This window comes from Pseudomonas sp. App30 (assembly GCF_047947025.1).
Taxonomy (GTDB): domain Bacteria; phylum Pseudomonadota; class Gammaproteobacteria; order Pseudomonadales; family Pseudomonadaceae; genus Aquipseudomonas.
The window spans coordinates 3,016,309-3,039,442 of sequence record NZ_CP133165.1 but is presented as its reverse complement, the minus strand read 5'-3'; the positions used below and the strand labels follow the sequence as shown (position 1 = coordinate 3,039,442).

Annotated in this window: 29 protein-coding genes; 21 read left to right on the top strand and 8 right to left on the bottom strand. The window is 61.9% G+C overall.

The window, feature by feature from the left end:
- The first annotated feature begins 5 nt into the window (after positions 1-5).
- The 16 genes from rpsN (at position 6) to bfr (ending at position 9,683) form a co-directional block, all read left to right on the top strand.
- Entirely contained in the window at positions 6-311 is a 306-nt protein-coding gene (gene rpsN / locus RAM80_RS14115; RefSeq protein ID WP_416427120.1) for a 30S ribosomal protein S14, read from the top strand.
- 210 nt (positions 312-521) lie between these two features.
- Positions 522-914, top strand: a complete 393-nt coding sequence (gene rpsH, locus RAM80_RS14110; RefSeq protein ID WP_416427119.1) for a 30S ribosomal protein S8 — start codon at positions 522-524, stop codon at positions 912-914.
- 12 nt (positions 915-926) lie between these two features.
- Entirely contained in the window at positions 927-1,460 is a 534-nt protein-coding gene (rplF, locus tag RAM80_RS14105) for a 50S ribosomal protein L6 (protein ID WP_043861928.1), read from the top strand.
- A 10-nt stretch (positions 1,461-1,470) separates the two neighbouring features.
- Positions 1,471-1,821, top strand: a complete 351-nt coding sequence (gene rplR / locus RAM80_RS14100) for a 50S ribosomal protein L18 (protein ID WP_008374147.1) — start codon at positions 1,471-1,473, stop codon at positions 1,819-1,821.
- A gap of 3 nt (positions 1,822-1,824) precedes the next feature.
- Entirely contained in the window at positions 1,825-2,325 is a 501-nt protein-coding gene (rpsE, locus tag RAM80_RS14095) for a 30S ribosomal protein S5 (protein ID WP_416427118.1), read from the top strand.
- Between the two features lie 2 nt (positions 2,326-2,327).
- Positions 2,328-2,504, top strand: coding sequence for a 50S ribosomal protein L30 (rpmD, locus tag RAM80_RS14090; RefSeq protein WP_003176408.1), 177 nt, complete (start codon positions 2,328-2,330; stop codon positions 2,502-2,504).
- A 3-nt stretch (positions 2,505-2,507) separates the two neighbouring features.
- Positions 2,508-2,942 carry a 50S ribosomal protein L15 gene (gene rplO / locus RAM80_RS14085; RefSeq protein WP_010220318.1) on the top strand — a complete coding sequence of 145 codons (435 nt, stop codon included), beginning with the start codon at positions 2,508-2,510 and terminating at the stop codon, positions 2,940-2,942.
- The gene (secY, locus tag RAM80_RS14080; protein WP_416427117.1) at positions 2,943-4,274 is read left to right on the top strand and encodes a preprotein translocase subunit SecY; all 1,332 of its coding nucleotides are present in this window, start codon (positions 2,943-2,945) and stop codon (positions 4,272-4,274) included.
- Between the two features lie 27 nt (positions 4,275-4,301).
- Entirely contained in the window at positions 4,302-4,418 is a 117-nt protein-coding gene (gene rpmJ, locus RAM80_RS14075; protein ID WP_002555468.1) for a 50S ribosomal protein L36, read from the top strand.
- Between the two features lie 131 nt (positions 4,419-4,549).
- Positions 4,550-4,906: a 30S ribosomal protein S13 gene (rpsM, locus tag RAM80_RS14070; protein WP_008374135.1), complete on the top strand. Its 357-nt coding sequence runs from the start codon at positions 4,550-4,552 to the stop codon at positions 4,904-4,906.
- Positions 4,907-4,936: 30 nt separating this feature from the next.
- Entirely contained in the window at positions 4,937-5,326 is a 390-nt protein-coding gene (gene rpsK, locus RAM80_RS14065; RefSeq protein ID WP_002555466.1) for a 30S ribosomal protein S11, read from the top strand.
- 18 nt (positions 5,327-5,344) lie between these two features.
- Positions 5,345-5,965 carry a 30S ribosomal protein S4 gene (rpsD, locus tag RAM80_RS14060; protein ID WP_008374133.1) on the top strand — a complete coding sequence of 207 codons (621 nt, stop codon included), beginning with the start codon at positions 5,345-5,347 and terminating at the stop codon, positions 5,963-5,965.
- Between the two features lie 22 nt (positions 5,966-5,987).
- Positions 5,988-6,989: a DNA-directed RNA polymerase subunit alpha gene (locus RAM80_RS14055; protein ID WP_007924176.1), complete on the top strand. Its 1,002-nt coding sequence runs from the start codon at positions 5,988-5,990 to the stop codon at positions 6,987-6,989.
- A gap of 41 nt (positions 6,990-7,030) precedes the next feature.
- On the top strand, positions 7,031-7,417 hold the full coding sequence (gene rplQ / locus RAM80_RS14050; RefSeq protein WP_158154260.1) for a 50S ribosomal protein L17: 387 nt from the start codon (positions 7,031-7,033) through the stop codon (positions 7,415-7,417).
- 196 nt (positions 7,418-7,613) lie between these two features.
- Entirely contained in the window at positions 7,614-9,062 is a 1,449-nt protein-coding gene (locus RAM80_RS14045) for a catalase (RefSeq protein ID WP_416427116.1), read from the top strand.
- A 156-nt stretch (positions 9,063-9,218) separates the two neighbouring features.
- Positions 9,219-9,683 (top strand): bacterioferritin, encoded by a 465-nt coding sequence (gene bfr / locus RAM80_RS14040; RefSeq protein WP_416427115.1) that lies wholly within the window; start codon positions 9,219-9,221, stop codon positions 9,681-9,683.
- A 218-nt stretch (positions 9,684-9,901) separates the two neighbouring features.
- Here the strand turns inward: bfr and uvrA are convergent, their stop codons facing one another.
- Complete coding sequence (uvrA, locus tag RAM80_RS14035) at positions 9,902-12,736, bottom strand: excinuclease ABC subunit UvrA (protein WP_416427114.1); 2,835 nt, start codon at positions 12,734-12,736, stop codon at positions 9,902-9,904.
- Positions 12,737-12,914: 178 nt separating this feature from the next.
- Between uvrA and RAM80_RS14030 the strand changes: the two genes are divergently transcribed.
- Positions 12,915-14,309 carry an MFS transporter gene (locus RAM80_RS14030; RefSeq protein WP_416427113.1) on the top strand — a complete coding sequence of 465 codons (1,395 nt, stop codon included), beginning with the start codon at positions 12,915-12,917 and terminating at the stop codon, positions 14,307-14,309.
- A gap of 9 nt (positions 14,310-14,318) precedes the next feature.
- Positions 14,319-14,834 carry a single-stranded DNA-binding protein gene (locus RAM80_RS14025; RefSeq protein WP_416427112.1) on the top strand — a complete coding sequence of 172 codons (516 nt, stop codon included), beginning with the start codon at positions 14,319-14,321 and terminating at the stop codon, positions 14,832-14,834.
- 164 nt (positions 14,835-14,998) lie between these two features.
- Here RAM80_RS14025 and RAM80_RS14020 read toward each other — a convergent pair whose 3' ends face one another.
- Entirely contained in the window at positions 14,999-15,553 is a 555-nt protein-coding gene (locus tag RAM80_RS14020; protein WP_416427111.1) for a YbhB/YbcL family Raf kinase inhibitor-like protein, read from the bottom strand.
- 251 nt (positions 15,554-15,804) lie between these two features.
- On the opposite strand from RAM80_RS14020, the gene RAM80_RS14015 reads away from it, so the two are divergent.
- Complete coding sequence (locus tag RAM80_RS14015; protein ID WP_416427110.1) at positions 15,805-16,689, top strand: sugar nucleotide-binding protein; 885 nt, start codon at positions 15,805-15,807, stop codon at positions 16,687-16,689.
- Positions 16,682-17,611: an NAD-dependent epimerase/dehydratase family protein gene (locus RAM80_RS14010; RefSeq protein ID WP_416427109.1), complete on the top strand. Its 930-nt coding sequence runs from the start codon at positions 16,682-16,684 to the stop codon at positions 17,609-17,611. The genes RAM80_RS14015 and RAM80_RS14010 overlap by 8 nt, the downstream gene beginning before the upstream one ends.
- A gap of 119 nt (positions 17,612-17,730) precedes the next feature.
- Here the strand turns inward: RAM80_RS14010 and RAM80_RS14005 are convergent, their stop codons facing one another.
- From RAM80_RS14005 to RAM80_RS13985, 5 genes are all read right to left on the bottom strand, one after another.
- Positions 17,731-18,429: an OmpW/AlkL family protein gene (locus RAM80_RS14005; RefSeq protein WP_416427108.1), complete on the bottom strand. Its 699-nt coding sequence runs from the start codon at positions 18,427-18,429 to the stop codon at positions 17,731-17,733.
- A gap of 105 nt (positions 18,430-18,534) precedes the next feature.
- Positions 18,535-19,050: a DUF3299 domain-containing protein gene (locus RAM80_RS14000; RefSeq protein WP_416427107.1), complete on the bottom strand. Its 516-nt coding sequence runs from the start codon at positions 19,048-19,050 to the stop codon at positions 18,535-18,537.
- A 10-nt stretch (positions 19,051-19,060) separates the two neighbouring features.
- Entirely contained in the window at positions 19,061-20,326 is a 1,266-nt protein-coding gene (locus RAM80_RS13995) for an ABC transporter permease (protein WP_416427106.1), read from the bottom strand.
- The gene (locus RAM80_RS13990) at positions 20,326-21,048 is read right to left on the bottom strand and encodes an ABC transporter ATP-binding protein (protein WP_416427105.1); all 723 of its coding nucleotides are present in this window, start codon (positions 21,046-21,048) and stop codon (positions 20,326-20,328) included. Before RAM80_RS13990 ends, RAM80_RS13995 begins: the two co-directional genes overlap by 1 nt.
- The gene (locus RAM80_RS13985) at positions 21,048-21,638 is read right to left on the bottom strand and encodes a DUF2796 domain-containing protein (protein ID WP_416427104.1); all 591 of its coding nucleotides are present in this window, start codon (positions 21,636-21,638) and stop codon (positions 21,048-21,050) included. The genes RAM80_RS13990 and RAM80_RS13985 overlap by 1 nt, the downstream gene beginning before the upstream one ends.
- Positions 21,639-21,879: 241 nt before the next feature.
- On the opposite strand from RAM80_RS13985, the gene RAM80_RS13980 reads away from it, so the two are divergent.
- Positions 21,880-22,221, top strand: a complete 342-nt coding sequence (locus RAM80_RS13980; protein WP_416427103.1) for a hypothetical protein — start codon at positions 21,880-21,882, stop codon at positions 22,219-22,221.
- A gap of 1 nt (position 22,222) precedes the next feature.
- Here RAM80_RS13980 and trxA read toward each other — a convergent pair whose 3' ends face one another.
- The gene (trxA, locus tag RAM80_RS13975; RefSeq protein WP_416427102.1) at positions 22,223-23,095 is read right to left on the bottom strand and encodes a thioredoxin; all 873 of its coding nucleotides are present in this window, start codon (positions 23,093-23,095) and stop codon (positions 22,223-22,225) included.
- Positions 23,096-23,134: the final 39 nt, after the last annotated feature.

The window sequence follows — 23,134 nt, the reverse complement described above, 5'->3', positions numbered from 1 at the left end:
GGAAAATGGCCAAGAAGAGCATGAAGAACCGTGAGCTGAAGCGTCAGCTGACGGTAGCAAAATACGCCAAGAAGCGTGCTGAGCTGAAAGCTATCATCGTGAATCTGAACGCAAGTGACGAAGAGCGTTGGAATGCTTCCGTAGCTCTGCAGAAGCAGCCACGTGACGCAAGCGCCTCGCGCATGCGTAACCGCTGCCGCATCACTGGTCGTCCACACGGCGTTTACCGCAAGTTCGGCCTGGGCCGTAACAAGCTGCGTGAAGCAGCAATGCGCGGTGACGTACCAGGTCTGGTTAAAGCCTCCTGGTAAGCCGTACTCCCAAAGTCCTGGCGCGAGGCTGAGCAATCAGCCGACCGCCGGTGACCTTGAGATCGAATCAAGCCCCTCACGGGGCTTGATTCATTTCTGGGGTATGTCTAGAATGACCGGCTCGCCTGAGCCTGGGTTTTCGAACCGCAGTCTGCTCGGCGACGTAGTAGCCGCAAGGCTAAAATTTTTTGTAACAGGAGCGTCTAGCCCATGAGTATGCAGGACCCGTTAGCGGACATGCTAACTCGAATCCGTAATGCCCAGATGGCTGAAAAGTCCGTCGTAAGCATGCCGTCTTCTTCGTTGAAGGTAGCTGTAGCCAAAGTTCTGAAGGACGAAGGTTATATCGCGGGTTATCAGGTAAGCAGCGAAGCAAAACCGTCGCTTTCCATCGAGCTGAAGTACTTCGAAGGCCGTCCAGTCATCGAAGAAGTCAAACGCGTAAGTCGTCCAGGTCTGCGTCAGTACAAGTCCGTCGATGAGCTGCCAAAAGTTCGTGGCGGTCTCGGCGTGTCCATCGTCTCCACCAACAAAGGTGTGATGACGGATCGTGCTGCGCGCGCTGCCGGTGTCGGCGGCGAAGTTCTTTGCACAGTGTTCTAAGGGGGGATAAGCATGTCTCGCGTCGCTAAGAACCCCGTAAAGCTGCCGGCTGGTGTCGAAGTCAAATTCGTCGGCCAACAGCTTTCGGTGAAGGGTGCCAAGGGCACTCTGGAACTGAATGTTCACTCGTCCGTTGAAGTCGTTGAAGAAGCTGGTGAGCTGCGTTTCGCTGCTCGCAACGGCGACCAACAGACTCGTGCAATGGCCGGTACCACTCGTGCTCTGGTAAACAACATGGTCCAAGGCGTAAGCCAAGGCTTCGAGCGCAAGCTCCAGCTGGTCGGTGTTGGTTACAAGGCACAAGCTAAAGGCACAGTGCTGAACCTGGCTCTCGGCTTCTCGCACCCAGTGGACTACGAACTGCCGGAAGGCATCACCGCTGAGACTCCTAGCCAGACCGATATCCTGATCAAGGGCATCGACAAGCAGCTGGTGGGTCAAGTGGCCGCTGAAATCCGCGATTTCCGTCCACCAGAGCCTTACAAAGGTAAGGGTGTGCGTTACGCGGACGAAGTCGTCCGTCGTAAAGAAGCCAAGAAGAAGTAGGGCATAGCAAATGACCGACAAAAAAGTTACTCGACTGCGTCGCGCTCGCAAAGCACGCCTGAAAATGCACGAACTCGAAGTCGTGCGTCTCTGCGTGTTCCGCTCTTCGCAGCACATCTATGCCCAGGTCATCTCGGCCGACGGCAGCAAAGTCCTGGCAAGCGCCTCGACTTTGGACAAAGAACTGCGTGATGGCGCCACTGGCAACATCGACGCGGCCACTAAGGTTGGCCAGCTGGTCGCTTCGCGTGCGAAAGCCGCAGGCGTCTCGCAGGTGGCTTTCGACCGCTCTGGCTTCAAGTACCACGGCCGCGTGAAAGCGCTGGCTGATGCTGCTCGTGAAGCTGGGCTGGAGTTCTAAGTTATGTCAAATAACGACCAAAAGCGCGACGAAGGCTACATTGAGAAGCTGGTTCAAGTTAACCGCGTAGCCAAAACCGTTAAAGGCGGCCGTATCTTCACCTTCACCGCGTTGACCGTGGTTGGTGATGGCAAGGGCCGTGTAGGCTTCGGCCGTGGCAAGTCGCGTGAAGTGCCTGCTGCGATCCAGAAGGCTATGGAAGCTGCTCGTCGCAACATGATTCAAGTGGACCTGAACGGCACCACTCTGCAGTACGCCCTGAAATCCGCCCACGGCGCTTCGAAGGTCTACATGCAGCCTGCTTCGGAAGGTACCGGTATCATCGCCGGCGGCGCCATGCGTGCCGTGCTGGAAGTTGCTGGTGTTCAGAACGTCCTGGCCAAGTGCTACGGTTCGACCAACCCAGTGAACGTGGTACACGCCACCTTCAAGGGTCTGAAAACCATGCAATCCCCGTCGTCCATTGCTGCCAAGCGCGGCAAGAGCGTTGAGGAGATCGTCTGATCATGGCTACCGTTAAAGTTACGCTGATCAAAAGCATGACCGGCCGCATCCCTAACCACAAACTGTGCGTTAAGGGTCTGGGTCTGCGTCGCATCGGTCACACTGTAGAAGTCCAGGATACTCCCGAGAACCGCGGGATGATCAACAAGGCTTACTACATGCTGCGCGTTGAGGGCTAATCGATGAAACTCAATGATCTGAGTCCAGCGCCGGGTTCCCGTCGCGAGAAGCATCGTCCGGGCCGTGGTATCGGTAGCGGTTTGGGTAAGACTGGTGGCCGTGGTCACAAAGGTCAGACCTCGCGCTCCGGTGGCACCATTGCTCCAGGCTTTGAAGGCGGTCAACAGCCGCTGCACCGTCGTCTGCCGAAATTCGGCTTCGTTTCCCTGAAAGCCATGGACCGCGCAGAAGTGCGTCTGTCCGAGCTGGCCAAAGTGGAAGGCGACGTGGTAACCGTTCAGTCCCTGAAGGATGCCAACGTGATTAACCAGAACGTTCAGCGTGTGAAAATCATGCTGTCGGGCGAAGTTACTCGCGCAGTCACCATCAAGGGCATCGCAGCCACCAAAGGTGCGCGTGCGGCTATCGAAGCAGCTGGCGGCAAGTTCGAGGAATAAATGGCTAAGCAAGGTGCTCTCTCAGCGCTAGGCAAAGGCGGGTTGTCCGAACTCTGGGCTCGTCTGCGTTTCCTGTTCCTGGCGATTATCGTCTACCGAATCGGCGCGCACATCCCAGTTCCAGGTATCAACCCGGACCGTCTGGCGGACCTGTTTCGACAGAATGAGGGGACCATTCTTAGCTTGTTCAACATGTTTTCCGGCGGCGCGCTGGAGCGTATGAGCATCTTTGCACTGGGGATCATGCCGTACATCTCGGCATCGATCATCATGCAACTGATGACCGTCGTCAGCCCGCAGCTGGAGCAGTTGAAGAAGGAAGGTGAAGCTGGCCGTCGCAAGATCAGCCAGTACACCCGCTACGGCACCGTCATCCTGGCTTTGGTTCAAGCAACTGGCATGGCCATTGGCTTGGCCAACCAGGGTGTTTCGTTCTCTGCAGGCATTAGCTTCTATTTCGTCGCAGTCGCCACCTTCGTGGCAGGTGCGATGTTCATGATGTGGCTGGGCGAGCAGATTACCGAGCGCGGTGTTGGCAACGGTATCTCGATGTTGATTTTTTCGGGTATCGTCGCCGGTCTTCCGAGAGCAGTCGGGCAGTCTTTCGAGTCTGCGCGTCAGGGTGATATCAACATTTTCGCCTTGGTAGCTGTCGGTGTGCTGGCAGTAGCGATTATCGGTTTCGTGGTGTTCATCGAGCGTGGTCAGCGTCGTATTGCTGTTCACTACGCCAAGCGTCAGCAGGGCCGCAAGGTCTTCGCCGCGCAGACGAGCCACTTGCCGCTGAAAGTGAACATGGCGGGTGTGATTCCTGCTATTTTCGCGAGCAGCATTTTGCTGTTCCCGGCTTCGCTGGGTGCCTGGTTCGGTCAGTCTGCTGGTATGGGCTGGCTGCAGGATCTCTCGCAGTCGATCGCTCCTGGTCAGCCGTTGAATATTCTGCTGTTTAGTGCAGGGATTATTTTCTTCTGCTTCTTCTATACGGCGTTGATGTTCAATCCGAAAGACGTAGCGGAAAACCTGAAGAAGTCCGGTGCCTTTATTCCGGGCATCCGTCCTGGCGAGCAGTCGGCGCGCTACATTGATGGCGTTCTGACCCGTTTGACCATGTTCGGTGCTCTCTACATGACGGCCGTCTGTCTGCTTCCCCAGTTCCTGGTGGTCGCGGCAAACGTACCGTTCTACCTTGGCGGGACCTCGTTGCTGATCGTGGTAGTGGTTGTGATGGACTTCATGTCCCAAGTACAATCGCACCTCGTTTCACACCAGTACGAATCCCTGATGAAGAAAGCCAACCTGAAGGGCTACGGCGGCAGCGGTTTGCTGCGCTGAAGACCCATAAGGTTCGAGGAGTTGGTGATGAAAGTTCGTGCATCGGTGAAAAAGCTGTGCCGCAACTGCAAAATTATTCGCCGCGAAGGTGTCGTTCGAGTAATTTGCAGCGCGGAACCACGTCACAAACAGCGCCAAGGCTGAGTGTGATCTGTGCTACAAGCCCAGCAGCTAGTGCGCTGCTGGGTTGATTATTTGTTATTACAGCGATATTATCTCGCGCCCTATTTCTTGGCTTCCGGGGCGTAGGTAGCTGTCAATTGGAGTCCCACTGAATGGCCCGTATTGCAGGCGTCAACATTCCAGATAACAAGCACACTGTTATCTCGCTGACCTACATCTATGGTGTTGGTCGCACAACTGCACAGAAGATCTGTGCAGACACTGGGGTCAACCCAGCCGCAAAGATCAAGGATCTGAGCGACGAGCAGATTGAACAGCTGCGTGGCGAAGTGGCGAAGTTCACCACTGAAGGTGATCTGCGCCGCGAAATCAACATGAAAATCAAGCGCTTGATGGATCTGGGCTGCTACCGTGGCCTGCGTCATCGTCGTGGTCTTCCAGTACGCGGTCAGCGTACCAAGACCAACGCGCGTACCCGTAAAGGTCCGCGTAAGCCGATCCGCAAGTAATCGCACCAGCGAATCGACAGGAATCTAGTCATGGCAAAACCTGCTGCTCGTCCTCGTAAAAAAGTAAAAAAGACAGTGGTTGATGGCATCGCCCACATCCACGCGTCTTTCAACAACACCATCGTGACCATTACCGATCGTCAAGGTAACGCCCTGTCCTGGGCTACCTCCGGCGGTTCGGGTTTCCGCGGTTCCCGCAAGTCCACCCCGTTCGCTGCTCAAGTAGCTGCTGAGCGTGCTGGTCAAGCTGCGCTGGAATATGGCCTGAAAAACCTCGACGTAAACGTCAAAGGTCCAGGTCCAGGTCGTGAATCCGCTGTCCGTGCTTTGAACGGCTGCGGCTACAAGATCGCCAGCATCACCGACGTGACGCCAATCCCGCATAACGGGTGCCGTCCGCCGAAGAAGCGCCGCGTGTAATTCAGGAGACGATAGATAATGGCTCGTTACATTGGTCCAAAATGCAAACTGGCTCGTCGTGAAGGCACTGACCTGTTCCTGAAAAGTGGCGTTCGCGCTCTGGAATCGAAGTGCAATATCGAAGCAGCCCCAGGTATCCACGGCCAGCGCCGCGGTCGCCAGTCCGACTACGGCACCCAACTGCGTGAAAAGCAGAAGGTCCGTCGTATTTACGGCGTTCTCGAGCGTCAGTTCAGCGGTTACTACAAAGAAGCAGCCGGCAAGAAAGGCGCTACTGGTGAGAACCTGCTGCAACTGCTCGAATGCCGTCTGGACAACGTCGTTTACCGTATGGGCTTCGGTGCTACCCGTGCCGAGTCCCGCCAGCTGGTTTCGCACAAAGCGATCAGCGTTAATGGCAAGACTGTAAACGTCCCGTCCTACCAGGTTCGTCAGGGTGACGTGGTCGCGGTTCGCGAGAAATCGAAGAACCAGCTGCGCATCGTTCAGGCCCTTGAGCTGTGCGCCCAGCGTGGCCGCGTTGAGTGGGTAGACGTTGACACTGAGAAGAAATCGGGCGTTTTCAAGAACGTTCCTGCTCGCAGTGATCTGTCCGCCGACATCAACGAAAGCCTGATTGTCGAGCTCTACTCCAAGTAAGGGCTAGAAAATAGGTGCATCCATGCAGATTTCGGTAAATGAGTTCCTGACGCCCCGCCACATTGATGTGCAGGTCGTCAGTCCAACCCGCGCTAAAATCACGCTCGAGCCTCTCGAGCGTGGTTTCGGCCATACCCTGGGCAACGCGCTGCGCCGCATCCTGTTGTCCTCAATGCCCGGCTGTGCAGTAGTCGAGGCCGAGATTGACGGTGTGCTCCACGAGTACAGCGCCATCGAAGGTGTACAGGAAGACGTAATCGAAATCCTGTTGAACCTGAAAGGTCTGGCTATCAAGCTGCACGGTCGTGACGAAGTTACGCTGACCTTGTCGAAGAAGGGTTCGGGGGTGGTTACCGCTGCCGATATTCAGCTGGATCATGATGTCGAGATCGTTAACCCCGATCACGTAATCGCCAACCTGGCGTCTAACGGCGCCTTGAACATGAAGCTCGTTGTAGCTCGTGGTCGTGGTTATGAACCGGCCGATTCGCGTCAGAGCGATGAAGACGAAAGCCGCAGCATTGGTCGCTTGCAGCTGGACTCCTCGTTCAGCCCGGTTCGCCGTATCGCATACGTGGTGGAAAACGCCCGTGTCGAACAGCGTACCAACCTGGACAAGCTGGTAATTGATCTGGAAACCAACGGTACCCTGGATCCTGAAGAGGCTATCCGTCGCGCCGCAACCATCCTGCAACAGCAGCTGGCTGCGTTCGTGGACCTCAAAGGTGACAGCGAACCTGTTGTAATCGAGCAAGAAGATGAGATCGACCCGATCCTGCTTCGCCCGGTTGACGATCTGGAACTGACTGTACGTTCGGCTAACTGCCTTAAGGCGGAAAACATTTACTACATCGGCGACCTGATTCAGCGTACCGAAGTAGAACTGTTGAAGACTCCGAACCTGGGCAAGAAATCCTTGACTGAAATCAAGGACGTTCTGGCCTCCCGCGGTCTGTCCCTCGGCATGCGCCTCGACAACTGGCCGCCTGCAAGTCTTAAGAAGGACGACAAGGCGACTGCCTGATCGTCGTAATCACCGAACGTAAGTTTGGTAAGGAATGAACCATGCGTCATCGTAAAAGTGGACGTCACCTGAGCCGTACCAGCTCTCACCGCAAGGCTATGTTCCAGAACATGGCGGTGTCGCTGTTCGAGCACGAGCTGATCAAGACTACCCTGCCGAAAGCCAAGGAACTGCGCCGCGTTGCCGAGCCGCTGATCACCCTGGCCAAGGTAGACAGCGTTGCTAACCGCCGTCTGGCTTTCGACCGTACTCGTTCGAAAGAAATGGTTGGCAAACTGTTCAACGACCTGGGCAAGCGCTACGCCACCCGTGAAGGCGGCTACCTGCGCATCCTGAAGTGCGGTTTCCGCGCTGGCGACAACGCTCCTATGGCGTACGTCGAGCTGGTCGATCGTCCTGTCGGCGGCGCTGTAGAAGCTGCTGAGTAAGACGAAAAAGCTGTTCAAGAAAACCGGGCCTAGTGCCCGGTTTTTTTGTGCCCGTCTATTACTCGTTCGCGAGACATTGCGAAAATCTATCGAGCACAAAAGATCTATAAATTAGATGTTGTAACCCCTCTAAATGATACTGACCACCGAAGCCGATTAGCCCGGTCATATCAGGTCTGACAGAGGAAGACACAGCATGAGCCAGAGCAAGATTCTCACCACCGCCAGCGGCGCCCCCGTAGCCGACAACCAGAATTCGCGTTCCGCCGGTCCCCGTGGGCCTTTGCTGCTGGACGACTTCCACCTGATCGAAAAGCTCGCGCACTTCAACCGCGAGAACATCCCTGAGCGCCGCGTGCACGCCAAGGGTTCGGGCGCCTACGGCACCTTCACCGTGACCCGCGACATCACTGACCTGACCTGCGCCAAGCTGTTCTCGGACGTGGGCAAGCAGACTCCGACCTTCCTGCGCTTTTCTACCGTGGGTGGCGAGCGTGGTTCGGCCGACACCGAGCGCGACCCACGCGGCTTCGCCCTCAAGTTCTACACCGAGGAAGGCAACTGGGACATCGTCGGCAACAACACGCCGGTGTTCTTCATCCGCGATCCGCTGAAGTTTCCCGACTTTATCCACACCCAGAAGCGCCTGCCGCAAAGCAACCTGAAAAGCGCCCAGGCCATGTGGGATTTCTGGTCGCACTCGCCGGAAGCGCTGCACCAGGTCACCATTCTCTTCTCCGACCGCGGCATCCCGGACGGCTACCGCTTCATGCACGGCTTCGGCAGCCACACCTACAGCCTGATCAACGCCAAAGGTGAGCGCCACTGGGTCAAGTGGCACTACAAGAGCGTACAGGGCATCAAGAACCTGGCCCCGGCCGACGCTGCGCGCATCGCCGGCACCGACCCGGACTACGCCCAGCGTGACCTGTTCGAAGCCATCGAGCGCGGTGAGTACCCGCAATGGCGCGTGTGCATCCAGGTCATGACCGAGGCCCAGGCCAACGCGCATCGGGAGAACCCCTTCGACGTGACCAAGACCTGGTCGCAGAAGGAGTTCCCGCTGATCGAGGTGGGCCTGCTGGAGCTCAACCGCAACCCGCAGAACTACTTCGCCGAAGTCGAGCAGGCGGCGTTCGGGCCGAGCAACATGGTGCCGGGCGTGGGGCTGTCGCCGGACCGTATGCTGCAAGGCCGCGTGTTCGCCTACGCCGACGCGCACCGCTACCGTGTAGGCACCAACCACCAGCAGTTGCCGGTGAACGCGCCACGCAGCCCGGTGAACTCCTACCAGCGTGACGGCTCCATGGCGTTTGGCAGCAACGGTGGCGCAGCGCCGAACTACGAGCCCAACAGCTACAGCGATGCGCCCAAACAGGCGCCGCAATACGCCGAACCGTCGCTGGCCTTGAGCGGTGCAGCAGACCGCTACGATCACCGCACTGACGGCGACTACTTCAGCCAGGCCGGCGCGCTGTTCCGTTTGATGAACGAAGCGCAGCAAGCCTTGCTGATCGACAACATCGCTAACGCAATGAGTGGCGTTTCCGGCGATGTGATCGAGCGTCAGTTGCCGTACTTCTACCAGGCTGACCAGGCCTACGGCGAGGGTGTTGCCCGCGCGTTGGAAGCAAAACGCGGCTAAGTCGAAATGCTAAGGAGAACCGCCCTCATTTGGGCGGTTTTTCGCTGCCAATCATCTGGTTTTCTCTGCTTTTTTGCGATTTTTCAGCTTTCTCTCCGTGACGTTCGCTCGGCCTTGGTTCAAACTATCCACTTTCAAGCAAGGAGATGTAGGGCGATGCAAGGGCACCCGGACGTAATCGATTATCTGAACACGCTGCTGACCGGCGAGCTGGCTGCGCGTGATCAGTATTTCATCCACTCGCGGATGTACGAGGACTGGGGTTTCAGCAAGCTTTACGAGCGCATCAACCACGAGATGGAAGAAGAGGCAGGTCATGCCGACGCCTTGATGCGCCGCATCCTGATGCTCGAGGGCACGCCACGCATGCGCCCCGACGACCTGGACATCGGCACCGACGTACCGAGCATGTTCGAAGCTGACCTGCGCCTGGAGTACAAGGTGCGCGCTGCGCTGTGCAAGGGCATCGCCCTGTGCGAGCAGCACAAGGACTACGTCACCCGCGACATCCTGCGGCTGCAGCTGTCCGACACCGAGGAAGATCACACCTACTGGCTGGAGAAGCAGTTGGGCCTGATCAAGTCCATCGGCCTGCAGAACTACCTGCAGTCGCAGTTCTAAGCGACGCGGCACGAAAAAAGCCCCGCCATCTCACGATGGCGGGGCTTTTTCATTCTGTGGGGGGCTTTGACGCGGCCTGCGGCCGCTGCTACGGGATTGTCTTTATGGGAGCTGGGCCGGCCATTCGGTTTCATCCGCGAAAAGGGCACCGCGTGGAATCAATACTACGCGGTGGTCCTTTCGCGATGTAGCAGCGGCCGCAGGCCGCGTCAGCAGGTTTACGCGCGGTCACGCTCAAGCAATGGCTTGAGGTAGTGCCCAGTGTAGGACTGCTTCATCTCCGCCACCTGCTCCGGGGTGCCACAGCCGATGATCATGCCGCCCTTGGAGCCGCCTTCCGGCCCCAGGTCGACGATCCAGTCGGCGGTCTTGATCACGTCCAGGTTGTGCTCGATCACCACCACGGTGTTGCCGTGGTCGCGCAGGCGGTGCAGCACGTCCAGCAGCTGCTGGATGTCGGCGAAGTGCAGGCCCGTGGTGGGTTCGTCGAGGATGTACAGGGTCTTGCCGGTGTCGCGCTTGGATAGCTCGCGGGACAGCTTGACCCGTTGCGCCTCGCCGCCCGACAAGGTCGTCGCCGACTGGCCCAGCTTGATGTAGGAAAGCCCCACGTCCATCAGCGTCTGCAGTTTGCGCGCCAGGGCCGGCACGGCATCGAAGAACTCGCGGGCTTCCTCGATGGTCATTTCCAGCACCTCGTGGATGCTCTTGCCCTTGTACTTGATCTCCAGGGTCTCGCGGTTGTAGCGCTTGCTCTTGCACACGTCGCACGGCACGTAGATGTCGGGCAGGAAGTGCATCTCCACCTTGATCAGGCCGTCGCCCTGGCACGCCTCGCAGCGGCCGCCCTTGACGTTGAACGAGAAGCGCCCCGGGCCGTAGCCGCGCGAGCGCGATTCCGGCACGCCGGCGAACAGCTCGCGGATCGGCGTGAACAGTCCGGTGTAGGTCGCCGGGTTGGAGCGTGGCGTGCGGCCGATGGGGCTCTGGTCGATGTCCACCACCTTGTCCAGGTGCTGCAGGCCGTCGCAGCTGTCATGGGCCGCGGCTTCCAGGGTGGTGGCGCCGTTCAGGGCGGTGGCGCTGAGCGGGAACAGGGTGTTGTTGATCAGCGTCGACTTGCCCGAGCCGGACACACCGGTGACGCAGGTCAGCAAGCCGATGGGGATTTCCAGGTCGACGTTGCGCAGGTTGTTGCCGCGGGCGCCCTTGAGGGTCAGTTGCAGCTTCTTGTTGCGCGGCGTGCGCTCGGCCGGCACCGCGATCTTCACGCGGCCCGACAGGTATTTGCCGGTCAGCGAGTCGGGGTGGTCCATGACCTCCTGGGCGGTGCCCTCGGCGACGATGTTACCGCCGTGCACGCCGGCGCCCGGGCCGATGTCCACCACGTAGTCGGCCAGGCGAATGGCGTCTTCGTCGTGCTCGACCACGATCACCGTGTTGCCGATGTCGCGCAGGTGCTTGAGGGTGCCCAGCAGGCGGTCGTTGTCGCGTTGGTGCAGGCCGATGGACGGCTCGTCGAGGATGTACATCACCCCCACCAGGCCGGCGCCGATCTGGCTGGCCAGGCGGATGCGCTGGGCCTCGCCGCCGGACAGGGTGTCGGCGCTGCGGTCCAGGGTCAGATAGTCCAGCCCCACGTTGACCAGGAACTGCAGGCGCTCGCGGATCTCCTTGAGGATCTTGTCGGCGATCTCGCCACGGCGACCGGTCAGGCTCAGGCCTTCGAAGTAGTCGGTGGCGTCGCCGATCGGCAGGCCGGTGACGGCCGGCAGGGTCTTCTCGCCCACCCACACGTGCCGCGCTTCACGGCGCAGGCGCGTGCCGCGGCAGTCCGGGCAGGGCTGGGTGCTGAGGAACTTGGCCAGCTCTTCGCGCACGGTGGCCGACTCGGTCTCGCGGTAGCGGCGTTCCAGGTTCGGCACGATGCCTTCGAACGGGTGCGAGCGCTTGACGATGTCGCCGCGGTCGTTGAGGTACTTGAAGTCGACGTTCTGGCTGCCGCTGCCGTGCAGCAGGATTTTCTGCTTGTCGGCGGGCAGGTCGTTGAACGGCTTCTCCAGGCTGAACTTGTAGTGCGAGGCCAGCGAGCCCAGCATCTGGAAGTAGTAGACGTTGCGCCGGTCCCAGCCGCGTATGGCGCCCTCGGCCAGAGTCAACTCGCCGTTCACCAGGCGCTTGGCGTCGAAGAACTGCTTCACGCCCAGGCCGTCGCAGGTCGGGCAGGCGCCGGCCGGGTTGTTGAAGGAGAACAGCTTGGGTTCAAGCTCGCTGATGGCGTGGCCGCAGATGGGGCAGGCGAAGCGCGCCGAGAAGATCATCTCCTCAAACGGCTCCTCGTCCATGGATGCCACCAGGGCGATGCCGTCGGCCAGCTTCAGCGCGGTCTCGAACGACTCGGCCAGGCGCTGTTGCAGGTCTTCGCGGACCTTGAAGCGGTCCACCACCACCTCGATGGTGTGCTTCTTCTGCTTGTCCAGCTTGGGCAGTTCATCCAGCTCGTGCAGGCGGCCGTTGATGCGCGCACGGACGAAGCCCTGGGCGCGCAGCTCCTCGAAGATAGCCAGGTGTTCGCCCTTGCGCTCGCGAATCACCGGCGCCAGCAGCATCAGCTTGCTGCCTTCGGGCTGGGCCAGTACCAGGTCGACCATCTGGCTGACGGTCTGGGCTTCCAGGGGGATGTCGTGGTCCGGGCAACGCGGCGTGCCTACGCGTGCATACAGCAGGCGCAGGTAGTCGTAGATCTCGGTGATGGTGCCGACCGTGGAGCGCGGGTTGTGGGAGGTCGACTTCTGCTCGATGGAGATGGCCGGCGACAGGCCTTCGATGGTGTCGACGTCGGGCTTTTCCATCATCGACAGGAACTGCCGCGCGTAGGCCGACAGCGACTCCACGTAGCGGCGCTGGCCCTCGGCGTACAGCGTGTCGAACGCCAGCGATGACTTGCCGGAGCCGGACAGCCCGGTGATGACGATCAGCTTGTCCCGTGGCAGGGTCAGGTCGATGTTCTTCAGGTTGTGGGTTCGAGCCCCACGAATCAGGATCTTGTCCAAGAGTGGCCTCGCACGGCGGGCGTAAACACAGGAGTATAAAGCCAAATACTGGATGGATGCACACTATCGGATGACATCCCTGATGCCATACATGACAACTGCGCGGCAAAGCGTCGCCATATACCCCCTCTATCGTTGGGACTGGTAGAATCGCCGCCGGTTCACACGAGGTTTTTCCATGCACGATCTCCACAGCGAACGCATGAGCGGCAGCGAGACCCGCGCGGCTGGCGGCCTGGCCCTGGTGTTCGCATTCCGCATGCTGGGCATGTTCATGGTGTTGCCAGTACTGGCCACCTACGGCATGGACCTGGCCGGCGCCACCCCGGCCCTGATCGGCTTCGCCATCGGCGCCTACGGCCTGACCCAGGCATTCCTGCAAATTCCATTCGGCATTATTTCCGACCGCATCGGCCGTCGCCCGGTGATCTACATCGGCCTGGTGATCTTTGCCCTGGGCAGCCTGCTGGCGGCCCATGCCGACTCCATCTGGGGCGTCATCGCCGGTCGGGTGCTGCAAGGCGCCGGGGCGATTTCCGCGGCGGTCATGGCCCTGCTGTCGGACCTGACCCGCGAGCAGCACCGCACCAAGGCCATGGCCACCATCGGCATGAGCATCGGCGTGTCGTTCGCCGTGGCCATGGTGGTGGGCCCGCTGGTGACGCGCGCGTTCGGCTTGTCCGGGCTGTTCATCGTCACCGCGGTGATGGCCCTGGTGGGTATCGCCCTGATCGCCTTCGTGGTGCCCAGTGCCTCCAGCCACTTCACCCACCGTGAGTCGGGCGTGGCCCGGCAGGCGCTGCTGCCGACCCTCAAGCACCCGGACCTGCTGCGCCTGGACGTGGGGATCTTCGTGCTGCACGCCATCCTGATGGCGAGCTTCGTGGCCTTGCCGCTGGCCCTGGTGGAGCGCGCCGGGCTGCCGAAAGAGCAGCACTGGTGGGTTTACCTGACCGCCTTGCTGGTATCTTTTTTCGGGATGATTCCGTTCATCATCTACGGCGAAAAAAAGCGCAAGATGAAGCGCGTGCTGATTGGTGCGGTCGCCACCCTGATGCTCACCGAGCTGTTTTTCTGGGCCTTCGGCAACACGCTGACGGAACTGGTGGTTGGCACCGTGGTGTTCTTCACCGCCTTCAACCTGCTGGAAGCTTCGCTGCCGTCGCTGATCAGCAAGGTGTCGCCGGCCGGCGGCAAGGGCACGGCCATGGGCGTGTACTCCACCAGCCAGTTCCTGGGCGCGGCCCTGGGTGGCATCCTCGGTGGCTGGTTGTTCCAGCACGGCGGCTTGAATGTGGTATTCATCGGCTGCGCCGGGCTGTTGGCGATTTGGTTGGCCATAGCTGTTACTATGCGTGAACCACCGTACGTGACGAGCCTGCGCTTGCCCCTGTCGCCAGAGGCGATACGCGAAGCGGGCCTCACCGAGCGCCTCAAGGCAGTACCGGGTGTAACAGATGCAGTGGTGGTGGCAGAAGAAGCCGCCATCTATATCAAACTGGATACAGAAATTTTGGATCGTGCTTCCCTGGAGCGCCTGGTCAACCCAGGCCCAGAGACGTGCCAAGCCTAGGAGAATGTTATGGCCCGTGGGGTTAACAAAGTCATTTTGGTCGGTACTTGCGGTCAGGATCCTGAAGTCCGCTACCTGCCCAACGGCAACGCTGTCACCAACCTGAGCCTGGCTACCAGCGAGCAGTGGACCGACAAGCAGAGCGGCCAGAAGGTCGAGCGCACCGAATGGCACCGCGTGTCGATGTTCGGCAAGGTTGCCGAGATCGCCGGCGAATACCTGCGCAAGGGTTCGCAGGTTTACATCGAAGGCAAGCTGCAGACCCGCGAGTGGGAAAAAGACGGCATCAAGCGCTACACCACTGAAATCATCGTCGACATGCAGGGCACCATGCAGCTGCTGGGCGGCCGTCCACAACAGGGCGACCAGGGCCAGGGCGGCAACAACTACCAGCAGTCGGCCCCGCGCCAGCAGGCTCCACGTCCTCAGCAGGCCGCGCCACAACAGTCGCGCCCAGCGCCGCAACAGGCTGCCCCGCAACCTGCTGCTGACTTCGACAGCTTCGACGACGATATTCCGTTCTGATTGCTGCCATCAAAAAAGCCCCCGCCTAGCGGGGGTTTTTTTTGACCCAAAAGCCCGTAGCAGCTGCCGCAGGCTGCGTCCCGCAACGCCGAGCTGAGCCTGCAAGCCGGCGGCGCCGATGACGCGGCCTGGCGGCGGATGGCCGCCCCGCCGCTGCTATAACGTCAATGCCCGTACAGGCCAACCACGTTACGCCCCGCCAACGCATGGCCCGCCAGGCGCGCCATCAGCTCTTCGCGGGTCAGCCCTTCAGGCAGCGCGCCAGGCTTGAGGTCGGTGGCAATCACCGTCAGCACGTAATGATGCGGCTGATCCCCCGGGGCTGGGCAGAAGCCTCGGAAATCGGCGGTCCCGGCAATGTTCTTGCCCACGGTGATGCCCGGCACGCTGACCAGCGCCTCGCCTTCCTTGATCCCGCCACGCTGGGCTGGAATGTTGTAGGTCACCCAGTGGCTGACGCCCAGGCCGTTGTGCCCGTCCACGTCAAGAATCAGCACCGCCATCGATTGAGTGCCAGCGGGCAGCTCGCTCCATGACACCTGCGGGTTGTGGCGCTTGCCCGAACCGCACTCGGCCGGGGTATCGGCGGCGCTGACATTGACCTTGCCGCCTTCGGCAAAGGCGTCGGTGCTGACCTTCATGGTGGTGGCGCTGGCCAGTTGGGTGCCGGCCAGCAGCAGGGCGGCGGTGCAGGTGGTAAGCAGGTGGCGCAGTTTCATCAGCAAATCCATTCATCCTTCGCAGCAGGCTTCAGACAGGCGAGCCGTTGCGTGCAACCATCATAAAGGCAGCTTCGGATCCCTTGATGAAACTAAGGCTAATGTCCAATACCCTGCAACGGTTGCCGATTGATCCCCGCAGCACAAATCCGCAAAATGCAATAACATAAGCCTCTTGACCGATCGCCGCGTGGCCCTGGCCCCCGGCAATCCCTGGCTCACAGACTTAACGGACCGGACCTGCTGACTCTATGCGAATGCGCCTTATGCTGTTGGGCGGCGGTAATGCCCTTGGGCAAGCGCTGATTCGTCTCGGGGCGGAGGAAGACATCGGCTTCCTTGCTCCGCGCCCACCTGAAAACGGTTGGGATGCGGCGAGCCTGACCCAGCTGCTCGATGACACCCGCCCCGATGCGCTGATCAACCTTGCCTACTATTTCGACTGGTTCCAGGCCGAGAGCGTCAGCGAAGCCCGGCTGGCCCAGCAGGAGCGCTCGGTAGAGCGCCTGGCGCAGTTGTGCCAGCACCACCAGATCATCCTCGTGCAGCCTTCCAGCTATCGGGTGTTCGACGGCTCGCGCGCCACGGCGTACAGCGAGAAGGACGAGCCCGTGCCCCTGGGGCTGCGCGGCCAGGCCCTGTGGCGCATCGAGCAGAGCGTGCGGGCTACCTGCCCGCAGCATGTGCTGCTGCGTTTCGGCTGGTTGCTGGATGACAGCGTGGACGGCGTGCTGGGGCGTTTCCTCACCCGTGCCGAACAGCCCCAGGAAATTCACCTGGCCGATGACCGCCGTGGCAACCCGACGCCGGTGGACGACGCCGCGCGGGTGATTATCTCGGTGCTCAAGCAACTCGATTGCGCGGCGCCACTGTGGGGCACGTATCACTACGCCGGCAACGAGGCCACCACGCCGCTGGCGCTGGGGCAGGCGATCATCAGCGAAGCGGCGAGCCTGCACCCGTTGGCCATCGAGGCGCCCACGGCCCAGGCGCACGCCGCCCGCCCTGACGCCGCCGATGAGCCGCAGCATGCGGTGCTGGCCTGCAAGAAAATCCTTCACACCTTCGGGATCAAGCCGCGCGCCTGGCGCTCGGGCCTCCCAAGCCTATTGGATAGATATTACCGACATGGTTGATGCACCTGTACTGATCACCGGGGGCGCTGGCTTCATCGGCTCGAACCTTGTGGACGCGCTGTTGGAGAAAGGCCATGCGGTGCGGATTCTCGACGACCTTTCCATGGGCAAGCGCAGCAACCTGCCACTGGACAACCCACGGGTAGAGCTCATCGAAGGCGACGTTGCCGATGCCGCCCTGGTGGCCCGTGCCGCCCATGGTTGCCAGGCGGTGGTGCACCTGGCCGCCGTGGCTTCGGTGCAGGCCTCGGTGGACGACCCGGTGCGTACGCACCAGGCCAACTTCATCGGCACCTTGAACGTCTGCGAGGCCATGCGCGTCGCGGGCATCAAGCGCGTGGTATTCGCCTCCAGCGCTGCCGTGTACGGCAACAACGGTGAAGGCGAGGCCATCGGCGAGGACACCCCCAAGGCGCCGTTGACCCCCTACGCCTCGGACAAGCTGGCCAGCGAGCACTACCTGGACTTCTACCGCCGCCAGCACGGCCTGGAACCGGTGATCTTCCGCTTCTTCAACGTCTTCGGGCCGCGCCAGGATCCGTCCTCGCCGTACTCCGGGGTCATCAGCATCTTCTGCGAGCGCGCCCAGCAAAACCTGCCCATCAACCTGTATGGCGATGGCGAGCAGACGCGCGACTTCATCTACGTGGGGGACCTGGTGGCGGTGCTGCTGCAGGCGCTGGAAGCGCCGAGCGTCGAGGAAGGGGCGATCAACGTGGGCCTGAACCAGGCCATGAGCCTCAACCAGTTGCTGGCTGAGTTGAAGACCGTGCTGGGCAGCCTGCCCGTGGTCAGCTACGGCGATGCACGCCCTGGCGATATCAAGCATTCCAGGGCGAACAACTCGCGCCTGCTGCAGCGCTTCACCCTGCCGGCAATCACCCCGATGGCCATCGGCCTGCGCAACCTGCTGGGCCTGTGACCCCGTAGCCGCCGCCGCAGGCTGCGCTGGCCCTGGTAGCCGCTGGAGATCTCCAGCGAGGCAACGGGCCAGCGCAGCCTGGCGGCAGCGGCTACGCGATCGTGGTGTAGCCGTTCACATCAGAACTTGTAACCCACGCCCACCATGTAGACCCACGGGTCCACGTCCACGTTGACCTTGGTGCGGCCCACGCCCAGCGCGGTCGGGCCGTCGACGCTGGCCTGGGTGTCGATGTCCACGTACCACACCGCGGCGTTGAGCATGATGTGGTCGGTCAGCATGTAGTCCGCGCCCACCTGGGCTGCCCAGCCCCACGAGTTCTTCAGGTTCAGGTTGCTGAAACCTTCGGCCTTGCGGTCGCTGGTCAGGTCTTCGCCGTAGAACCAGGTGTAGTTCAGGCCCACGCCCGCATAAGGCTGGAATTTGGAGCTGGGCTCCATGGGGTAGTACTGCAGCGACAGGGTGGGTGGCAGCTGCTTGATGTCAGCCAGCTTGCCGTCCAGGCCGGCCACGCCGGTGGCGGCGCTCACGCCCTTGACCCCGACCTTGTGCTGGAACGGCGTGGCCGCCAGCAGTTCCACGCCCACATGGTCGGTGAGCATGTAGGCGAAGGTCAGGCCCAGTTGGGTGTCGTTGCCCAGGGTCGCCTTGGTGCCGGAGACCTTGGCGCCGTCGAGCTTGAGGTTGCCGCTGTCCTCGTTGGGCGCGGTCTCGATCGCGCCCGCGCGGACGATGAAGTCCCCGGCCTGGTGAGCGTGGGCAAGCGGGGTGAACAGGGCGGCGCTGATCAGCGAGGCCCCTAGCAGTTTGGTGTTCATCGGGTCTCCATCGGACGAGGGGAAAAAGCCTTGGCCGATGGTAGGAAAGCTCTGGATCAAGGGTTTTGACCCAGCTCAATAAAACTGTAATTTTTACCTGGCGGGTTATTCCGGCAGCTCGTAGATGTAAATCTTGTCGGCTTCCATCTGGTAGCCGGCGTCGGCCAGCTCGCTGTCTGAGCGCTTCACGCGCATCGTGCCCTCTACCCAGAACGCCTGGTACAGGTCGTCGAGCTTGACCCCGACCTGGCTGGTCACGTGGACGATCTGGTTCGAAGGCGGCGGCGGCACGTGGATGCAGGCGCCGTAGTACGGCACCAGCAGGAAGTCGGTGGTGCGCCCGTCATCGCTGACCTCCAGCGGCACGATGAACCCCGGCATCTTCACGTTTTGGCCGTCCAGTGCCTTCACCACCGGGGCGTCGGGCTGTTGCTGCTTGACCGCTGGCGCCGACTCCATGTCCGAGCCCATCTTCGACAGGTCGTGCAGGGGCGTCATCTGTGGGGCGATTTTCGGCGCGTCGGGCGGAATCATCTCCGCCCAGGTCAGCTCGCGCGGCGCCGTGGCCGCCCACAGGCCGGGGGCGGCGATCATCAATACAAACAGCAAGGCAGCTTTCATCGGGCACGGCTCACAGGTGGATGGACAGGCCGTCGGCCAGTGACTGCCGGTAGGCACGCCAGGCCGGTACGGCGCCCATGACCAGGGCTGCGGCGAGGATAATGCCCAGCAGCGACCATTCATAGGCCGTGGGGGCCGACAACGGCAAGTACAGCCCATAATTGGCCTGCACGTAGCCCTGCGCCGCGGCGATGCCGGCATACAGCAGCGCCACCCCGGCGACGATGCCGCACAGCGCCAGGGAGAAAGCCTCCAGTATCAGCAGGCTGGCGATATGCCAGGGGCGCGCGCCCACCGAGCGCAGGATGGCCATCTCGCGCCGGCGCTCGTTGAGGCTGGTGAGGATGGCCGTGAGCATGCCGATCAGCCCGGTCAGCACCACGAACAGCGAGACCACGAACAAGGCTTTCTCGGCGGTGCCCATCAACCCCCACAGCTCTTGCAGGGCCACGCCGGGCAGGATTGCCAGCAGCGGTTCGCCAACAAAATCGTTGATCTCGCGTTGCAGGGCGAAGGTCGAGATCTTGTTGTTCAGGCCCAGCATCACGGCGGTGATGGCGGTGGGCGTGAGGTCCATGTTGCGCGCCTGGTCGGCGCTGATGCGCCCGGCGCCACGGGCCGGCACGCCGTTGTGCCAGTCGATGTGGATGGCCTCCATGCCACCGAGGCTGATGTGTAGCGTGCGGTCCACCGGCGTGCCCGTGCGCTTGAGGATGCCGACCACGGTGAACGGCTTGTCGTCGTGCTTGACCAGGCTGATGGCGGCGGTGCCGTGGGCCAGCACCAGGCTGTCACCGAGCTTGTAGTGCAGCGCATCGGCTACCTCTGCGCCGAGCACCACCTCGAACGGGTCGCTAGCGAAGAAGCGCCCGGCGGCCATTTCCAGCGGCTGGTGATGGCCGTACTGGTAATGCTCGAAGTACGACTGGTCGGTGCCCAGCACTCGGTAGCCACGGTGCGAGTCGCCCAGGGACATGGGGATGGCCCATTTCACCCGCGGGTCGTGGGCGTAGTGCTGGAAGCTGTCCCAGCGAATGTTGTTGGTGGCGTTGCCGATGCGGAACACCGAATACAGCAGCAGGTTCACCGAGCCCGAGCGGGCGCCGACGATCAGGTCGGTGCCGCTGATGGTGCTGGCAAAGCTGGTGCGGGCTTCGGTGCGCACGCGTTCCACGGCCAGCAGCAGGCACACCGACAGGGCAATGGCGAACGCGGTGAGGAAGGCGGTGAAGCGCCGGTTGGCCAGGCTGGCCACGGCTAGACGGAACAGGTACATCAGACTTCCCCAGGGGCGGCGGGGCGCACGGCCCGGTTGAGTTCGGCCAGCGACAGGCTGCGGTCGAACAGCGGTGCCAGGCTCTGGTCGTGGCTGACGAACAGCAGGCTGGAGCCGGCCTCGCGGCATTCGGCGAACAGCAGGCGAATGAAGGCTTCACGGGCGTCGTAGTCCAGCGCCGAGGTGGGCTCGTCGGCGATCACCAGTTCCGGCTGGCCGATCAGCGCGCGGGCCGCAGCCACGCGTTGCTGCTGGCCGATGGACAAGGTGTCGGCGCGGCGCTGCAGCAGCGCCGGGTCGGTGAGGCCCAGGTGCGCCAGCAGGGTGGCCGCCGCCTGGTCGATACTGCCGTGGCGCTGTCTGGCCCGCTCGGCGCGCTGGCGCGAGAAGTGGCAGGGCAGCTCGACGTTTTCGCGCACCGACAGGAACGGCAGCAGGTTGAACTGCTGGAAGATGTAGCCGGTATGGTCGACGCGGAAGCGGTCACGGCGGCCCTGGCTCATGTCAGCCAGTTCATGGCCCAGCACCTGCACGCTGCCACTCACGGGCTTCTGCACGCCGCCGAGCAGGCCCAGCAGGGTGGTCTTGCCGCTGCCGCTGGGGCCTTTGAGGAACAGCGTCTCGCCGGCTTCCAGGCGAAACGCGGGTATGTCCAGCAGCGCCGGCTGGCGCGGCCAGGCAAAGTGCAGGTCGCGCAGTTCGATAAGGGCTGTGCTGGCCATCAGAAACCCAGGGTGCTGTTGTCCGGGGTGGCTTCCAGGCCTTTCTGGCCAGCTGGGCCGATCATCTGCACCACCACCTTGTGGGTGGCGGGGAAGGTCTTGAACACCTGCGACAGGTCCAGGCCCTTGAGCTTGTCCGGGGCGGTGCAGGTGAATTCGTAGCTGGCGTGGATCTCGCTATGGTGATGCTCGGCACCGGCGGCGTGCTCGTCGTGATCGTGGTCGTCATCGTCGCCATCCTCGGCGGGCATCACGTCGCCGAACAGCGGGCTTTGCAGGTGCTGGCTGGCCACGCTGCAACCGGCGGCGGCCGGCAGGTTGAACAGCGCCAGGGGCTGTTCCAGCAGGGCGCGGGCCTTGGCCACGGCGGCCTTGTCGGTGTCAGTAGTGGCCAGGTGTTCGAAGCCGACGATGTTCATGGCCGGGCTTTGCAGTTCCAGCGCCAGGGTCTGGTCGTCCAGCGCCGCGTTGACGCGGGCCGTGCCGTGTTCATGCGTGCCCAGGCTGCCGTGTTTTACCGGGGTGTCGTCGGCGTGGGCAATGGCCAGTGGAAGCAGCGCGAAGGGCAGGGCGAGCAGAAGTCGGCGCATGAAAATGTCCTGAGGAAAGATGAATAATTGTAACGTTATAACAACTTTAAAGTGCCAGCACCATAAAGGCCCAGATGAAATTTTTCACCGCGCGTAGCCGCTGCCGCCAGGCTGCGCTGGCCCTCAGCCACACTCCATATCTCTGATATTCACACCGGCCAGCGCAGCCTTCGGCAGCGGCTACGGTGTTCAGGGTTTGCGCAGGTATGGGAACATGGCCCTTCGCAGACGAGGACTCAACATGCTACGAATTCGTGGAAGCATCGGCGCCTGGCCGGTGGACCTGACCATCGAGATGGACGCCGCCGACTGGCAGCACCTGGGGGCGCAGTTGAACGTGCAGGCCCAGGCTCCGGCAGCCCCGGCGGCCAAGCCGGCGGGGCAGGACGACGCCCTGTGGCAGGCCACGCTGCAACTGGTGCAACAGGCAGGGCAGGTCAGCGGCCCCGAACTGCTGGGGCAGCTGGAAGGCCTGGCGGGCAGCGTGGCAGCGGGCAAGCGCCTGTTGGTGCGCCTGCGCCATTGCCGGGAAGTGCGGGTGGAAAGCGGCGCCGACGCGCCGCTGTATTGCTGGGTCGAATGACTCAGTAGAGGGCGGCGAACAGCTTGCGGCGGTAGGTGGTGACCAGCGGGTGATCATTGCCCAGCAGCTCGAACACCTGCAGCAGGGTCTTGTGCGCCACGCCTTCGTTGAAGCTGCGGTTGCGCACGAACAGTTTCAGCAGGGCGTCCAGCGCTGCTTCGTACTGCTGGCGCGACAGCTGCTGGATCGCCAGCTGGAATACTGCCTCGTCGTCGCCCGGGTTCTGTGCGACGCGGGTCTTGAGGTCGGCGACGTCGGGCAGGTCGGCGGCCTGGCGCAGGAAGGTCAGCTGCGCCTTGGCGCCGGCCAGGGCGGCCTTGTGCTCGTCGCCCTTGACCGCGTCCAGCACGGCCTGGGCCTCACCCAGCTCATTGCGTTCGGCCAGGCAGCGGGCGTACAGGATCAGTGCCAGGGCGTTGCTGTTATCTTCGCCCAGCAGCACCCGCAGGATCTCCTCGGCCTTGGCGAACTGGCCTTCGTTGAACAGCGCCTGGGCCGCTTCCAGCGGGTCGGCGGCGGCAGCTTCGGGCATGTGCACATGCGGCTCCAGCATGGCGCGGATCTCGGCTTCCGGGCGCGCTTCGGCGAAACCATCCACCGGCTTGCCTTCCTTGAACAGCACCACGGTAGGCAGGCTGCGAATGCCGAAGTGGGCGACGATGTCCTGCTCCACGTCGCAATTGACCTTGGCCAGCAACAGCTCGCCCTGGTAGCTCTCGGCGATCTTTTCCAGCAGCGGCATCAGCACCTTGCAGGGGGCGCACCACTCGGCCCAGAAGTCCACCAGCACGGGCTGTTCGAACGACTTGTCGATCACGTCCTGTTGGAAGGTGGCAGTGGTGACATCGAAAATATACGGCGTGGACTGGCTCATCGTGCATCTCGAAAAAAGCGGTAATACCCGCACTATAAA

Bases quoted from the DNA above. Each gene is read 5' to 3' on its own strand.
- rpsN (WP_416427120.1), top strand. From the start codon at position 6: ATGGCCAAGAAGAGCATGAAGAACCGTGAGCTGAAGCGTCAGCTGACG.
- rpsH (WP_416427119.1), top strand. From the start codon at position 522: ATGAGTATGCAGGACCCGTTAGCGGACATGCTAACTCGAATCCGTAAT.
- rplF (WP_043861928.1), top strand. From the start codon at position 927: ATGTCTCGCGTCGCTAAGAACCCCGTAAAGCTGCCGGCTGGTGTCGAA.
- rplR (WP_008374147.1), top strand. From the start codon at position 1,471: ATGACCGACAAAAAAGTTACTCGACTGCGTCGCGCTCGCAAAGCACGC.
- rpsE (WP_416427118.1), top strand. From the start codon at position 1,825: ATGTCAAATAACGACCAAAAGCGCGACGAAGGCTACATTGAGAAGCTG.
- rpmD (WP_003176408.1), top strand. From the start codon at position 2,328: ATGGCTACCGTTAAAGTTACGCTGATCAAAAGCATGACCGGCCGCATC.
- rplO (WP_010220318.1), top strand. From the start codon at position 2,508: ATGAAACTCAATGATCTGAGTCCAGCGCCGGGTTCCCGTCGCGAGAAG.
- secY (WP_416427117.1), top strand. From the start codon at position 2,943: ATGGCTAAGCAAGGTGCTCTCTCAGCGCTAGGCAAAGGCGGGTTGTCC.
- rpmJ (WP_002555468.1), top strand. From the start codon at position 4,302: ATGAAAGTTCGTGCATCGGTGAAAAAGCTGTGCCGCAACTGCAAAATT.
- rpsM (WP_008374135.1), top strand. From the start codon at position 4,550: ATGGCCCGTATTGCAGGCGTCAACATTCCAGATAACAAGCACACTGTT.
- rpsK (WP_002555466.1), top strand. From the start codon at position 4,937: ATGGCAAAACCTGCTGCTCGTCCTCGTAAAAAAGTAAAAAAGACAGTG.
- rpsD (WP_008374133.1), top strand. From the start codon at position 5,345: ATGGCTCGTTACATTGGTCCAAAATGCAAACTGGCTCGTCGTGAAGGC.
- RAM80_RS14055 (WP_007924176.1), top strand. From the start codon at position 5,988: ATGCAGATTTCGGTAAATGAGTTCCTGACGCCCCGCCACATTGATGTG.
- rplQ (WP_158154260.1), top strand. From the start codon at position 7,031: ATGCGTCATCGTAAAAGTGGACGTCACCTGAGCCGTACCAGCTCTCAC.
- RAM80_RS14045 (WP_416427116.1), top strand. From the start codon at position 7,614: ATGAGCCAGAGCAAGATTCTCACCACCGCCAGCGGCGCCCCCGTAGCC.
- bfr (WP_416427115.1), top strand. From the start codon at position 9,219: ATGCAAGGGCACCCGGACGTAATCGATTATCTGAACACGCTGCTGACC.
- RAM80_RS14030 (WP_416427113.1), top strand. From the start codon at position 12,915: ATGCACGATCTCCACAGCGAACGCATGAGCGGCAGCGAGACCCGCGCG.
- RAM80_RS14025 (WP_416427112.1), top strand. From the start codon at position 14,319: ATGGCCCGTGGGGTTAACAAAGTCATTTTGGTCGGTACTTGCGGTCAG.
- RAM80_RS14020 (WP_416427111.1), bottom strand. From the start codon at position 15,553: ATGAAACTGCGCCACCTGCTTACCACCTGCACCGCCGCCCTGCTGCTG.
- RAM80_RS14015 (WP_416427110.1), top strand. From the start codon at position 15,805: ATGCGAATGCGCCTTATGCTGTTGGGCGGCGGTAATGCCCTTGGGCAA.
- RAM80_RS14010 (WP_416427109.1), top strand. From the start codon at position 16,682: ATGGTTGATGCACCTGTACTGATCACCGGGGGCGCTGGCTTCATCGGC.
- RAM80_RS14005 (WP_416427108.1), bottom strand. From the start codon at position 18,429: ATGAACACCAAACTGCTAGGGGCCTCGCTGATCAGCGCCGCCCTGTTC.
- RAM80_RS14000 (WP_416427107.1), bottom strand. From the start codon at position 19,050: ATGAAAGCTGCCTTGCTGTTTGTATTGATGATCGCCGCCCCCGGCCTG.
- RAM80_RS13995 (WP_416427106.1), bottom strand. From the start codon at position 20,326: ATGTACCTGTTCCGTCTAGCCGTGGCCAGCCTGGCCAACCGGCGCTTC.
- RAM80_RS13990 (WP_416427105.1), bottom strand. From the start codon at position 21,048: ATGGCCAGCACAGCCCTTATCGAACTGCGCGACCTGCACTTTGCCTGG.
- RAM80_RS13985 (WP_416427104.1), bottom strand. From the start codon at position 21,638: ATGCGCCGACTTCTGCTCGCCCTGCCCTTCGCGCTGCTTCCACTGGCC.
- RAM80_RS13980 (WP_416427103.1), top strand. From the start codon at position 21,880: ATGCTACGAATTCGTGGAAGCATCGGCGCCTGGCCGGTGGACCTGACC.
- trxA (WP_416427102.1), bottom strand. From the start codon at position 23,095: ATGAGCCAGTCCACGCCGTATATTTTCGATGTCACCACTGCCACCTTC.